Here is a 13159-nt window from a genome sequence, read left to right as displayed (position 1 = left end):
TAGCGTGAGCGCATGACCAACAGGCTCGCCGACACGCTCAGCCCGTACCTGCGGGCACACGCCGACAACCCCGTCGACTGGTATCCATGGGGCCCCGAGGCCTTCGCCGAGGCGCAGCGCCGCGACGTGCCGCTGCTGATCTCGATCGGCTACTCGACCTGCCACTGGTGCCACGTGATGGCTCGGGAATCGTTCGCCGACCCGGCGACCGCGGCGCTGATCAACCGCGACTTCGTGGCGATCAAGGTCGACCGCGAGGAGCACCCAGACGTCGACGGCGCCTACATGGCCGCAGCGTCCGCGTTCACGCAGAACCTCGGGTGGCCGTTGACGGTCTTCACGACGCCCCGCGGTCGCACGTTCTACGCCGGCACGTACTGGCCGCCGGAGGCGCGGCAGTCGATGCCCGCGTTCCGCGATGTGCTCGCCGCGGTGCACGAGGCATGGACCGTGCGCCGCGCGCAGGCCGAGGAATCGGCGGATGCGGTGACCGAGGCGCTCGCCAGGGCGGCGGCCTCGACTCCCTCCGATCTGCCGGATGCTGCGGCCCTCGCCGCGGCCGCCGACACCATCGCCCAGCGCGAGGACACGCTGTACGGCGGGTTCGGCGGCGCGCCGAAGTTCCCCGTCGCGACGACCCTGAGCCTGCTGCAGACTCCGCTCGTGCGAAGGGAGGCTCCGGATGCCGCGGCCACGGCCGACCGCGCACTCGCCGCGATGTCGGCATCCGATCTGCGCGACGCCGACGGAGGGTTCTTCCGCTACGCGACCCAGCGCGACTGGACCGTGCCGCACTACGAGCGGATGCTGACCGACAACGCCCAGCTGCTGCTCGTGGCGCTGGATGCGGGGGACGAGCCGACCGCACGCGGCGTCGCGTCGTTCCTCGTGGGCACTCTGCGCCGTGAAGGCGGCGGGTTCGGCGCCGCCCAGGATTCGGAGTCGTGGATCGACGGTCAGCGCAGCGAGGGCGGGTACTACCTACGACCGGTGACTGAGCGTGCGGCGCTCGAGCCGCCGGCCGTCGACGGCAAGGTCATCACGGGCTGGAACGGGCTGGCCATCACAGCTCTCGCCCGGGCGGGTGCCGCGCTCCGGGAGAGTTCGTGGGTGCAGGCCGCGGTCGATGCCGCCGAGTGCGTGCTCCGGGTCAATCGGGATTCGACGGGAGCCCTCGTCCGCGCGTCTCTCGACGGTGTCGCCTCGGGGGCGGTGGCGACCACGGCCGATGTCGCGCTCCTGGCCGAGGGGCTGTTCGCCCTCGCCGCGGCCACCGGTCAGGCGGCCTGGGCGGTCGAGGCGCGCGAGCTGCTGGACGCGGCGATCAAGGGGCTCGACGGTGATCCGCTGCTCGCGGCTCACGGTATCTCGGCGTCGCCCGATCAGACCGACGGAGACCTGCCGTCGGATGCGGCGGCCGTGGCTGCCGCATCCCTCTCGGCGTGGCGGCTCGGTGCGGGGGACCGGTATCGGGAGGCAGCCGCCGAACGCGTGCGCGCTCACGCCGCTCAGGCCGTGTCGCAGCCGTTCGCGCACGGCAGCCTGCTGCGCGTGGCCGCGGGTCTCGTCGATGCCCCGCGGCAGCTCGTCGTCGTCACCGAGACGCCGGAGGGGGCACTCGCGTCCACTGCGCACGCTGCAGACGCCGACGTGATCGCGATCGTCGCACCTGCGCAGGCGAGGGCATTCGCAGACGCCGGCTTCGACCTGTTCGAGGGCAAGGGCGACGCGAGAGAGCAGGCGTTCGACTGCCGCGCGTTCGTGTGCCGGCTCCCGGTGAGCGACCCCGCAGACCTTCCTCTCGCGCGGTGAATCGTCAGCGCGCGTTGCGCGGGTGCTGCCGTGCGGTGCGCTCGTTGCCGCGGCGGTAGTTCCCGGTCAGCCGGGCCATCAGCAGCTGCGCGTCGCCCTGATCGACCTGGGCCAGGAACTCGCTCGCCCTGGCTCCGCGCAGCACGGTCGCGGTGACCCCGTGATGACGGATGACCACGTCGTCACCGCGCACCGCGAACTCGAAACCTGTGGGGCTGCCCATGCTGCGATCCTAGAGCGCGGGCGGAGCCGCGTAGGCTGAGCAGTCTGCTCATCGCACGCAGGAGGCACGCGCATGACCGAGGTCCCCACCACCACGACGACGACCAAGGGGCTGCACCCGGGACTGACCCGTCGCCAGATCTCGATGATGGGGCTCGGCGGTGCGATCGGCGCCGGTCTCTTCGTGGGATCGGGCCAGGCCATCAGCATCGCCGGTCCTGCCGTGCTCATCTCGTACCTCGTCGCCGGCGGCATCGTGGTGCTGGTCATGGCGATGCTCGCCGAGATGGTCGCCGCCCGCCCGAGCTCCGGGGCGTTCAGCTCCTACGCCCAGAAGGCGATGGGACGCAGCGCCGGCAGCGCGGTCGGTTGGCTCTACTGGATCCAGCTCGTCGTGGTGATCGCGGCGGAGGCCACGGGAGCAGGAGGCATCATCTCGGCCTGGATCCCCGGCATCCCCGCGTGGGTGTGGGTGCTCGTCTTCGTGGTGGCGCTGACCGCCGTGAACCTCTTCGGGGTGCGCAACTACGGCACGTTCGAGTTCTGGTTCGCTGCGATCAAGGTCGCCGCGATCATCGTGTTCCTCGTCGTCGGCGTGTGCGCCATCGTGGGCTTCATCCCGGGGGTGCCGGCGACCGGCATCGGCAACCTCGTCGACAACGGCGGCTTCGCCCCGAACGGCATGACCGGCATCGCGGCCGCTCTCCTGATCGTGGTCTTCGCGTTCGGCGGCACCGAGGTGGTCGCGATCGCGGCTGCCGAGTCCGACGACCCCGCACGCAACATCCGCCGTATCGTGCGCGAGGTGCTGGTGCGCATCCTGATCTTCTACGTCGGCTCGATCTTCGTGATCGTGTCTGTGCTGCCGTGGAACGACCCGACCGTCAAGGACGGTCCCTTCTCTGCAGTGCTCGACACGCTGCAGTTGCCGGGCGTCGGACTCGTGATGGACCTCATCGTCGTGATCGCGCTGCTGTCGGCCATGAACGCGAACATCTACGGGGCGTCGCGCATGGCGTATTCGCTCGGCGAGCGGGGCCTCGCACCTCTCGCGGCGACCCGCACCACCCGCAACGGCGTGCCCGTCGTGGCCGTCCTCGCCTCCGTCGCGTTCGGCTTCGTCACGGTGGGCCTGAACTGGGCGTTCCCCGACGTGGTGCTCCCGGCGCTGCTCAACGTCGTCGGGTCCACGATCCTCATCATCTGGACTGCGACGGCGGTGTCGCAGACCATCCTCCGCCGTCGCGCCGATCGCGCGGGCGAGCGGATGCCGATGCGCATGTGGGGCTTCCCCTGGCTCTCATGGCTGTGCCTGGCGTTGCTCGCCGGTGTCATCGCTCTCTCGATGACGGACGAGGCCGCACGCATGCAACTGCTGCTGACCATCGCCCTGACCGCCGCGCTGCTGATCGTCGCCCGGCTCACGCGCGACGTCTCGCGACCGGGCGTCGCCAGCGACGCCGACTGACAGGTCAGATCCAGCCGGGCATCCAGTTGTGCAGCAGCCAGAAGTCATAGGGCACGCTCACGCCGGTCCACACGGGATAGAAGAATGCGGAGACCAGCACCACCACGGCGAGGAAGACCATCACGGTGCGCTCACCCGACTGCCGTCGGTGCAGGGGATCCTCGCGACGTCCGGCGATCTGACGCAGCACCACGGCGAGTCCGATCACGAGGAACGGCGCCATCGCGACCGTGTAGAACTGGAAGATCGTGCGCTCGGGGAACAGCAGCCACGGCACGTAGGTCGCGCCCAGCCCGACCGGCGGGAACGTGAATGCCGCGCCGACCGGCCGGCGGTCGACCCACCCCCGCACGAGCCGGTAGATCAGGTAGACGGCCGCCGCGACTCCGGCGTACCAGATGATCGGATTCGGGATGGTCGAGATCACGGCGATGCAGTGGTCGACACCGCAGGGCGCCGGGTCCGTGCCCACCCACACCGCAGTCGGTCGCAGCAGCAGCGGCCACTCCCAGGCCGGGCTCGCATACGGGTGGCCCTTGCTGAGGCCGACATGGAAGTTCAGGATCGCCTCGTGGTAGTTCCACAGTGCGATCAGCGGATTCGGGTCGCTCTGGCGGGCATAGCCGCCTGAGGTCACCAACCAGCCGGCCCAGCTGGCCAGGTACACCCCGAGTGCGGGGAACACGAGCAGCACGAACGACACCGGTCCCTGGCGGAACGCTGCGGCGGTCGGCCACAGCACGACGCCGGCGCGGCGCCTCGCGAGAGCATCCGTCACCACCACGTAGAGCCCGAAGGCGGCGAGGGCGTACAGGCCCGACCACTTGACGGCGCAGGCGGCGCCGAGGGCGAGACCCGCAGCGATCAGCCACGGGCGACGCCACAGCACCGGCCCCCACATCGGGTCGGGGGAGTCGGGGTCAGGGCGTTCGAGCAGCGGGATCGCGCGGTCGCGGTCGTACAGGATGAACAGCGCCCCGAGCAGCAGGAAGAAGGTCAGTGGGCCGTCGAGCAGTGCGGTGCGGCTCATCACGATGCTGAGGCCGTCGATCGCCAGCAGCGTTCCGGCGACCGTCGCCACGACGATAGATCCGGTCAGGCGCCGGGCGACCAGATAGACGAGCAGCACGGTGGCGGTGCCGAGCAGTGCTGTCGCGATCCGCCATCCGACGGTGTTGTCGGGGCCGCCGACGGCCATGCCGAGTGCGATCAGCCATTTGCCCAGCGGCGGGTGCACGATGAACGCGCCGACGTCTGACAGCGGCAGCTGCTGCAGGGTGATGAAGGCCTCGTTGGCGTCCTTGCCCCAGGTGCCCTCGTAACCCAGGCTCCACAGCGACCACGCGTCCTTGACGTAGTACGTCTCGTCGAACGCGAGCTGGTGCGGATGGCCGAGGTTGACCAGGCGCAGCACCGCCGCCAGCGCGGTGACGACGAGCGGGGCGAACCAGCGCATCATCCGCCCCCAGTCGGGGTCTCGCAGGATGCGGTCGCGCAGCTGGCCGTAGCGCGTCAGCCGCTCCTCGGGGGGAGGCAGCAGAGGCACGGGCGCGGTCACCGCTCCAGCCTAGACAACCCGCCTGTGGTGGCCGCCTAAGCTGGGCGAGTGATCATCCTCGCCGCAACACCGATCGGAAACCTCGGGGATGTCTCGCGTCGCCTCGTCGAGGTGCTGGAGAACGCCGAGGTGGTGGTCGCGGAGGACACGCGTACCACCGGACGGCTGCTGCAGGCGCTGCAGATCGCCAATCGGCCGCGACTGATCGCGCTGCACGACCACAACGAGAAGCAGAAGGCCGCCGAGCTCGCCGCGCTCGCGGTCGAGACCGACGTCGTCATCGTCAGCGATGCCGGGATGCCCGCGATCAGCGACCCCGGCTACGGACTCGTCGCCGAAGCCGTCGCGCTGGGCGTGACCGTGACGGCGATTCCCGGGCCGAGCGCCGTGCTGATGGCACTCTCGATCTCGGGGCTGCCGACCGACCGCTTCACGTTCGAAGGGTTCCTGCCCCGCAAGCCCGGCGAACGGCGGTCGACGCTGCGGGCGCTCGCCGCAGAGCCCCGCACCATGATCTTCTTCGAATCGCCCGCACGCGTCGCCTCGTCGCTGGCCGACATGGGAACGGCCTTCGGCGACGACCGCCGCATCGCCGTGTGCCGTGAGCTCACCAAGTTCTACGAAGAGGTGCGCCGCGGCACGTCGGCCGAACTCGTCGAGTGGGCGACCGCCGGGGTCAAGGGCGAGATCGTCGTCGTGGTCGAGGGTGCGCCCCATCGTGAGGCGTCTGCGGACGACGCGCTGGTGCAGGTGCAGAAGCTCGTGGCATCCGGCGTGCGCCTCAAGGACGCCTGTGCCGAGGTCGCCGCGGCCACCGGGCTGTCGTCCCGTGACCTGTATCAGGCAGCGCTCGCGGCCCGCAGCTGATGGGTCGGGCCTCTGACCCCGACATCGCGGCGGCGTACGACGCGCGGGCCGCGGAGTACGTCGCGCTGGCCGGCTCGATCGAGCAGATGGATGCACGGGATGCGGCGGTCATAGCGGCCTGGCGTGACGGCACCCGGGGCTTGTTGTTGGATGCCGGATGCGGGCCCGGTCAATGGACGGAGTTCCTGTCGCGCGGAGGTCGTGATGTGCACGGCATCGACCTGTCTGCCGAGTTCATCGCGACCGCGCGGACGCGGCACCCCGGCATCCCGTTCGAGATCGGCTCGTTCCGCGACCTGCCGTTCGAGGCGGCGTCGCTCGGCGGCATCCTCGCCTGGTACTCGCTGATCCACACCCGGCCCTCGGACGTGCCCGAGATCCTCACCGAGTTCGCCCGCGTGCTGGCGCCAGGCGGCAGCATCCTGATCGGGTTCTTCGACGGCGAGCCGCGCGAGCCGTTCGCGCACGCCGTCGCCCCGGCATACTTCTGGTCTGCGGACGCGCTCGCCGAGATGCTCGCCGACGCGGGCTTCGAGGTCGTGGCGAGCGACAGTCGCGGCCGGGAGCCCGGCGAGATCAGCGCCCGCCCTCATGGCTCGCTCGTCGCCCGTGCGGCGGCGGGTACCCTGGTGCACACGCAACCGGAGGAGGACCGAGCGTGAGCAAGAAGGCGACCGTCTACGACGTCGCAGAGCGCGCCGGGGTCTCGATCGCCACGGTCTCACGGGTGCTGCGTCAGCCGGATGCCGTGCGCCCGGCCACCCGCGAGCGCGTGCTCGACACGGTCTCCGAGCTCGGCTACGTGCCCAGCGGCGCCGCTCGCGGCTTGGCCGAACGCCGCACCGGTGTGCTGGGGCTGTACTTCCCGGGCTTCGATGCGTCGGAGGATGCACCGGTCCTCGATGTGCTCGCCGACGAGCAGGCCGACGCGCCGCCGTTCACGGTCGAGCAGGCGTCGGCGGACGCCGACGCGCCGCATCCGACCATGCTGTTCCTCGACGAGGTGCTGCGCGGCGCCGAGCTCGAGGCGTGGAAGCAGGGCTTCGTGCTCATGATCGGCGTCGGCCGAGGCGACCCCGCCCGCGAGACCGTGCGTGACATCGCCGGCCGGGTCGACGGGCTGATGGTGCTGGCGCAGAGCGTGCCGGACGACGTGCTCGCCCGACTCGCCCAGCGCATTCCGGTGGTCGTGCTCTCGGGCCCCGCGCGGGGCGACAGCTACGACCATGTGACGGTCAGCAATGCCGAGGCCATGACCGAGCTCACCCGTCTCGTGCTCGCACAGGCCGACCCCGGGAGGATCGCCTTCCTCGGCGGTCCGGAGGACTCGCCGGACGGTGCGCAGCGGTGGGACGGCTTCGCCACCGCCGTCGCCGAGGCGGGGCTCGCGATCGACGACGTGACCGTGCTGCGAGGCGACTTCACTCGCGCCTCGGGTCATGCCGCCGCAGAGCAGCTCATCGCGCAGGGGGCGCCGTCCGTGCTGGTCGCGGCCAACGACCAGATGGCTCTCGGGGCGATCGAGGCATTCGGCTCGGCGGGCATCCGCGTGCCGGACGACGTGAGGGTCACCGGCTTCGACGGACTCGAGGCGGCCGCGCTCTCGCGACCCACGCTCACGACCGTCCGCCAGCCGATGATCGATCTCGGTCGCGCCGCCGTGCAGCTGCTCGCACGGCGCCTCGAGCAGCCGGACGCCGATCCGATGACCGTGCGCCTGCCCCTGCAGATCCTCGTCCGCGAGAGCTCGCAGCGCCCCGAGTAGTCGCCAGTTTGGCACCGCTCCCATCCCTGTCGCCGAGGGGGATGGCGATCCACGACACGGTTGTCAAGGGGTTGCGGACGCAAAATGTATGCGCTTACAATCGCTCATGCGGCTTCGGCCGCGGGGTGCCCCGACCCGCGGGACCCCCTTCATGACACAGACGACATGAGGTGGCAGTGTGGCGAAGACGCACATGCTCCGACGCTGGCGGAGAGCCGCGATCGTGGGACTGGCGGCAGCAGCCGTCGTGCTCAGCGGTTGCAGCATCCAGATCAGTTCGCAGCCCGATCCATCGATCGGCGACGACACGATGCTCATCAATGCGGACAAGGGGAACCCGTTCTTCACGCGGAACTTCAACCCGTATCTGACCAACACGCGCACCGCGTCGCGCTGGATCTACGAGCCGCTGATCCTGGTGAACCCGCTCGACGGAACCGAGAACCCGTGGCTGGCCAGCGAATGGTCGCAGCCCGACGCCCGCACGATCGTGATGACGATCCGCGACGACGTCGAGTGGAGCGACGGCGAGCAGCTGACGCCCGATGACGTGGCGTTCACGTTCCAGCTGCTCAAGGACAACCCCTCGCTCGACATCAAGGGCGCCTGGCAGCACCTCGAGACCGTCGAGGTCGACGGCGATGACGTCATCATGCACCTGCAGACCGATGACGCGCCGTCGCTGCCGATCCTCGGTCAGACCATGATCGTGCCCGAGCATCTCTGGTCCGGCGTGAAGGATCCGGGCACCTACCGCAACGAGAACCCGGTCGGCACCGGCCCGTTCGTGCTCGGAAACTACAACGACCAGCAGTACTCGGTGGACAAGAACCCCGACTACTGGCAGGCCGACAAGATCGAGATCGAGCACATCATCCTGCCGTCCACGAACTCGCAGCTCGACACCGTCACGCGCGGCTACGACTGGGCCTACTCGTTCATCTCCGACGTCGAGGGCACGTGGGGCGCGGCAAGCGAGCACAACGCCTGGTGGTTCCCGCCGGGTGGCGTGATCGCGCTCATGCCGAACCTCGAGGTCGCGCCGTTCGACGACGTCAACGTGCGCCGAGGCATCGCCCTCTCGCTCGACCGCGAGGAGATCGCCGAGACCGCCTCCGAGGGGTACATGGAGCCCGCAGGGCAGACCGGACTCATCCTCCCCAACCAGGAGGAGTACCTCGATCCGAGCATCCCCGATGCGGGCATGATCACGCAGGACACGGATGCCGCGCTCGCGGCGTTCGCCGAAGCGGGATACACCCTCGACGGCGACCGCCTCGTCGGCGCCGACGGAGAGCAGCTCGAGTTCGCGCTGACGACAGCCAACGGCTATTCGGACTGGACCCGCGCCGCGCAGACGGTGCAGAGCCAGCTCGCGAAGGTCGGCGTCAAGGTGACGCTCAAGCTTCCGCAGCCGGCCGGCTACCAGAGCGCCATCAGCAACGGCGACTTCGAGATGGCCATCGGCGGCATGGGCAACGGCGACATCTACCAGGCGTACAACAACCTGCTCTCGAGCGAGTTCTACGTGCCTTCGGGTGAAGCGACCGCGAACAACTTCGAGCGCTACCGCTCGGACGAAGCCGACGCGCTGCTCAAAGAGTACCGCGAGACCGTCGACCCCGCGCGCCAGACCGAGATCGTGCAGGAGCTGCAGGCCATCGTCTACGAGGAGATGCCGGTCATCGGCCTCTACTACGGCGGCATCTGGGGCCTGTTCAACGATTCCAAGTTCACCGGATGGCCCTCAGAGGACGACCCGTACATGATCCCGCAGAACTACGACTCGGCACCTCTGGGCATCTTCACCCGGCTCGAGCGCGTGAAGGAGGGTGACCGATGAAGTACGTCCTCCAGAAGATCGGACTGTTCGTTCTCACGCTGTGGGCGGCCGTCACCCTGAACTTCTTCCTTCCTCGTCTCATGCCCGGCTCGCCGGCCGACGCCGCGATTGCGAAACTCTCGCAGAACGGTCCGGTGTCGGATGCGACGCGGGCCGCGATCGAGGCCCAGCTCGGCGTGCCGACCGGGTCGATTTGGGACCAGTACGTGGCCTACCTCGGGCAGGTCGCCCGGCTCGACTTCGGTGTCTCGTACACGTTCTATCCGCAGACCGTGTCGAGCATGGTCTCGACCGCGCTGCCGTACACGATCGGCCTCGTCGGCATCGTCACGATCCTCGCGTTCGTGATCGGCACGCTGATCGGCACCGCCGCCGCCTGGCGCCGCGGCACGTGGCTCGACTCGCTGCCGACGCTGACCGGATCGTTCCTCAGCACCTTCCCGTACTTCTGGACAGCGCTGCTGCTGCTGTTCTTCTTCGGATACGTGCTGCACTGGTTCCCGACGACCGGCGCGTACTCGGCGACCACCACACCGGGCTTCACCTGGGACTTCTTCATCGATCTCGTGCAGCATGCGATCCTCCCGGCGGTGACGATCCTGTTGACGTCGCTCGGCGGATGGATCATCGGCATGCGCAACGCGATGATCAACACCCTGGGTGACGACTACGTGACCTTCGCCGAGGCGAACGGCCTGCACGGTCGCACCATCGCCCTCCGCTACGCCGCACGAAACGCGATCCTGCCGAACCTCACCGGCTTCGGGCTCACGCTCGGCGGCGTGGTCGGCGGATCGATCCTCGTGGAGCAGGTGTTCGGCTATCCGGGCATCGGATATCTGCTCTTCAACGCCGTGATCGGGCAGGACTACCCGCTCATGCAGGCGCTCTTCCTGATGATCACCGTGAGCGTGCTCGTCGCCAACTTCCTCGTCGACATCCTGTACGGCGTGCTGGATCCAAGGACCCGCCGATGACCTCCACCATGAACGTCAAGGTTCCCTCCGACCGGATCGCGGCTCCCAGCCCGTGGCGCTCGTTCGCCCGGATGGTGGGCACCCTCTGGTCCAACGGCAAGGCTCGACTGGGCCTCATCATCCTCGGGCTGTTCGTGCTCGTCGCGGTGTTCGCACCGCTGCTCGCGCCGTACGGCCCCAAGGACAACTCGTTCGAGCGCAACGCCGACGCGTCGGCCGCGCACTGGCTCGGCACGACGGCTGCCGGTGAAGACGTGCTGAGCCAGCTGATCTACGGCTCGCAGATCAGCCTGCTGGTCGGCATGGCCGCCGGCATCCTCTCGACGATCGTCGCGGTGCTGATCGGACTCAGCTGGGGCTACATGCGCGGCTTCGCTGGCGAGGTGGTCGGCTTCATCGTCAATCTCTTCCTCGTGATCCCCGGCCTGCCGCTCATGATCGTGATCGCCGCCTATCTGCAGAACGGCGGCATCCTGATGATCATCGCGGTGATCGTCGTCACCGGATGGGCGTGGGGCGCGCGCGTGCTGCGCAGCCAGACCCAGTCGCTCCGGGGCAACGACTTCGTCACCTCGGCGCAGTTCTCGGGCGACAGCCGGGCGCGCATCGTGTTCCGCGAGATCCTGCCGAACATGACCTCGATCATCGCGGGCACGCTCTTCGGGGCGGCGACCGCGGCGATCCTGGCAGAGGCGGGCCTCGAGTTCCTCGGGCTCGGCGACTCGAGCATCGTCAGCTGGGGCACCATGCTCTACTGGGCGCAGAACTCCAACTCCCTGCTCACCGGGCAGTGGCTGCTGCTGTTCGCTCCCGGTCTCTGCATCGCCCTGCTCGCTCTGAGCCTGACACTGATCAATTTCGGCGTGGACGGCATCTCCAATCCGCGCCTGCGAGAGGGGAAGGGCCGATGAGCGCCATGGAAGCGAACACCCGCACGGACGACGTGCTGCTCGATGTCCAGGGCCTGTCCGTCGAGTACGCGTCGCCCGGAACCACCCCGGTCACCGCGGTCGAGGACGTCTCGTTCACGCTGCGCCGGGGCGAGTTCGTCGGTCTCGTCGGCGAGTCGGGTTCGGGCAAGTCGACTCTCGGCTTCGCGCTGACCCGTCTGCAGAAGCCGCCGGCTCGCATCAGCGGCGGACGCATCCTGTTCGATGGGCGCGACATCCGCGAGCTGGACGCCGAGGAGCTGCGTCGTCAGCGCCAGGGCGGGTTCGCGATGGTGCTGCAGTCCGGCATGAACGCGCTGAACCCGGTGCGCACGATCGGCAACCATTTCCGGGACATCTTCGCGGCTCACGGGCACGTGGCCAGGGAGAGCCGGGATGCCAGGGCGCGCGAGCTGGTCGGCAAGGTCGGTCTCGACCCCGTGGTGCTCTCGCGCTACCCGGGGGAGCTCTCCGGCGGCATGCGCCAGCGCGCCTCGATCGCGCTCGCTCTGTCGCTCGAGCCGCAGCTGATGGTGTTCGACGAGCCGACCACGGCCCTCGACGTGCTCGTTCAGCACGCCGTCATGGACACGATCAAGGATCTGCAGCGCTCCGAGCACTTCACCGCGATCCTCATCAGCCACGATCTGGGCATCGTTCTCGAGGCGACCGATCGCGTGATGGTGATGCACGAGGGGCGGATCGTCGAAGACGCGCCGAGCCTCGACATCCTGCACCGTCCGCAGGACGAGTACACGCGGATGCTGCTGAGCCATTACGCCGACCCCAGGGCCGAGTCGATCTCGATCCCCGGCTTCGTGGACCTCGGCACCCGGCGGCGTGAGGGGCACTCGCGCACCGACCTCACCGAGACCCTGCCGACGGTGTCGCAGCGCGACACCCGACGGGCTGATGCCGCGATCGTGGTCGAGGGCGTGTCCAAGCGCTATGCGGCTCCCCGTCGCGGAGAGAAGCCGGTGATCGCCGTCGACGACGTCTCCTTCCGGCTCGAACCCGGCGAGGCTCTGGCTCTCGTCGGCGCCTCCGGATCGGGCAAGTCGACGATCGCGAAGCTCATCACCGGAGTCGAGAAGCCGACCGAGGGCACCGTGCGCTTCGGAGACGTCGACGTCGCGACCCTGCGACGCAAGGGTCTGCGCGACCTGCGCAAGGACGTGCAGATGGTGTTCCAGGATCCGTATGCGGCGCTGAACCCGCTGCACACGGTGGAATACGCGCTGAGCCGGCCGATCCGCAATTACACGCCCCTGCGCGGTGATGAGGCGAGAGCCCGCGTGCTCGAGCTCCTCGAGACGGTGGGGCTGACGCCCGTCGAGCAGTTCGCGGCCAAGTTGCCGCATCAGCTGTCGGGCGGGCAGCGCCAGCGCGTGGTCATCGCCCGGGCGCTCGCGAGCGATCCGCAGGTCCTGATCGCCGACGAGCCCGTGTCGATGCTCGACGTGTCGCTGCGCGCCGGCGTGCTCGCCCTGCTCGAGGACCTGCGCGAGAGATGGGGCATCAGCATGCTCTACATCACGCACGACCTGCTCAGCGCGCGCCTCGTGACCGAGAACATCCTCGTGCTCAACAGCGGTCGCGTCGTCGAACGCGGCGAGACCTCGCAGGTGCTTCAGCATCCGGAGGACGAATACACCGTGCAGCTGCTCGACGCCGTGCCGAATCCGGCACGCGCCGAACGCTGACCGAAGACCCATCGC

At 69.1% G+C, this 13159-nt stretch carries 11 protein-coding genes; 9 read left to right on the top strand and 2 right to left on the bottom strand.

The window, feature by feature from the left end:
• Positions 1-12 precede the first annotated feature (12 nt).
• A complete protein-coding gene (locus RQG77_RS18405; protein ID WP_311246033.1) occupies positions 13-1812 on the top strand; it encodes a DUF255 domain-containing protein in 1800 nt (599 codons plus the stop codon).
• 4 nt (positions 1813-1816) lie between these two features.
• Here the strand turns inward: RQG77_RS18405 and RQG77_RS18400 are convergent, their stop codons facing one another.
• On the bottom strand, positions 1817-2035 hold the full coding sequence (locus RQG77_RS18400) for a hypothetical protein (RefSeq protein WP_311246032.1): 219 nt from the start codon (positions 2033-2035) through the stop codon (positions 1817-1819).
• A 72-nt stretch (positions 2036-2107) separates the two neighbouring features.
• Between RQG77_RS18400 and RQG77_RS18395 the strand changes: the two genes are divergently transcribed.
• A complete protein-coding gene (locus RQG77_RS18395; RefSeq protein WP_311246031.1) occupies positions 2108-3502 on the top strand; it encodes an amino acid permease in 1395 nt (464 codons plus the stop codon).
• Positions 3503-3506: 4 nt separating this feature from the next.
• Here RQG77_RS18395 and RQG77_RS18390 read toward each other — a convergent pair whose 3' ends face one another.
• Positions 3507-5060, bottom strand: a complete 1554-nt coding sequence (locus RQG77_RS18390) for a phospholipid carrier-dependent glycosyltransferase (RefSeq protein WP_311246030.1) — start codon at positions 5058-5060, stop codon at positions 3507-3509.
• Positions 5061-5108: 48 nt separating this feature from the next.
• On the opposite strand from RQG77_RS18390, the gene rsmI reads away from it, so the two are divergent.
• The 7 genes from rsmI (at position 5109) to RQG77_RS18355 (ending at position 13144) form a co-directional block, all read left to right on the top strand.
• Positions 5109-5927, top strand: a complete 819-nt coding sequence (gene rsmI, locus RQG77_RS18385) for a 16S rRNA (cytidine(1402)-2'-O)-methyltransferase (RefSeq protein ID WP_311246029.1) — start codon at positions 5109-5111, stop codon at positions 5925-5927.
• Positions 5927-6589 carry a class I SAM-dependent methyltransferase gene (locus RQG77_RS18380; protein ID WP_311246028.1) on the top strand — a complete coding sequence of 221 codons (663 nt, stop codon included), beginning with the start codon at positions 5927-5929 and terminating at the stop codon, positions 6587-6589. Before rsmI ends, RQG77_RS18380 begins: the two co-directional genes overlap by 1 nt.
• The gene (locus tag RQG77_RS18375; RefSeq protein ID WP_311246027.1) at positions 6586-7692 is read left to right on the top strand and encodes a LacI family DNA-binding transcriptional regulator; all 1107 of its coding nucleotides are present in this window, start codon (positions 6586-6588) and stop codon (positions 7690-7692) included. The genes RQG77_RS18380 and RQG77_RS18375 overlap by 4 nt, the downstream gene beginning before the upstream one ends.
• Before the next feature lie 178 nt (positions 7693-7870).
• Positions 7871-9535, top strand: coding sequence for an ABC transporter substrate-binding protein (locus RQG77_RS18370; RefSeq protein ID WP_311246026.1), 1665 nt, complete (start codon positions 7871-7873; stop codon positions 9533-9535).
• Positions 9532-10512, top strand: a complete 981-nt coding sequence (locus tag RQG77_RS18365; protein ID WP_311246025.1) for an ABC transporter permease — start codon at positions 9532-9534, stop codon at positions 10510-10512. Before RQG77_RS18370 ends, RQG77_RS18365 begins: the two co-directional genes overlap by 4 nt.
• Entirely contained in the window at positions 10509-11423 is a 915-nt protein-coding gene (locus RQG77_RS18360; protein ID WP_056513522.1) for an ABC transporter permease, read from the top strand. The genes RQG77_RS18365 and RQG77_RS18360 overlap by 4 nt, the downstream gene beginning before the upstream one ends.
• Positions 11420-13144, top strand: a complete 1725-nt coding sequence (locus RQG77_RS18355; RefSeq protein WP_311246024.1) for an ABC transporter ATP-binding protein — start codon at positions 11420-11422, stop codon at positions 13142-13144. The genes RQG77_RS18360 and RQG77_RS18355 overlap by 4 nt, the downstream gene beginning before the upstream one ends.
• Positions 13145-13159 lie beyond the last annotated feature (15 nt).

Source organism: Microbacterium sp. WCS2018Hpa-23, from assembly GCF_031843845.1.
In the GTDB taxonomy this organism is placed as follows: Bacteria; Actinomycetota; Actinomycetes; order Actinomycetales; family Microbacteriaceae; genus Microbacterium.
The sequence above is the reverse complement of the archived record's forward strand: the minus strand, read 5'-3'. Positions and strand labels throughout refer to the sequence as shown.

What these genes read in the sequence shown, in the direction of transcription:
- RQG77_RS18405 (WP_311246033.1), top strand. Translation starts at nt 13, where the DNA reads ATGACCAACAGGCTCGCCGACACGCTCAGCCCGTACCTGCGGGCACAC.
- RQG77_RS18400 (WP_311246032.1), bottom strand. Translation starts at nt 2,035, where the DNA reads ATGGGCAGCCCCACAGGTTTCGAGTTCGCGGTGCGCGGTGACGACGTG.
- RQG77_RS18395 (WP_311246031.1), top strand. Translation starts at nt 2,108, where the DNA reads ATGACCGAGGTCCCCACCACCACGACGACGACCAAGGGGCTGCACCCG.
- RQG77_RS18380 (WP_311246028.1), top strand. Translation starts at nt 5,927, where the DNA reads ATGGGTCGGGCCTCTGACCCCGACATCGCGGCGGCGTACGACGCGCGG.
- RQG77_RS18365 (WP_311246025.1), top strand. Translation starts at nt 9,532, where the DNA reads ATGAAGTACGTCCTCCAGAAGATCGGACTGTTCGTTCTCACGCTGTGG.
- RQG77_RS18360 (WP_056513522.1), top strand. Translation starts at nt 10,509, where the DNA reads ATGACCTCCACCATGAACGTCAAGGTTCCCTCCGACCGGATCGCGGCT.
- RQG77_RS18355 (WP_311246024.1), top strand. Translation starts at nt 11,420, where the DNA reads ATGAGCGCCATGGAAGCGAACACCCGCACGGACGACGTGCTGCTCGAT.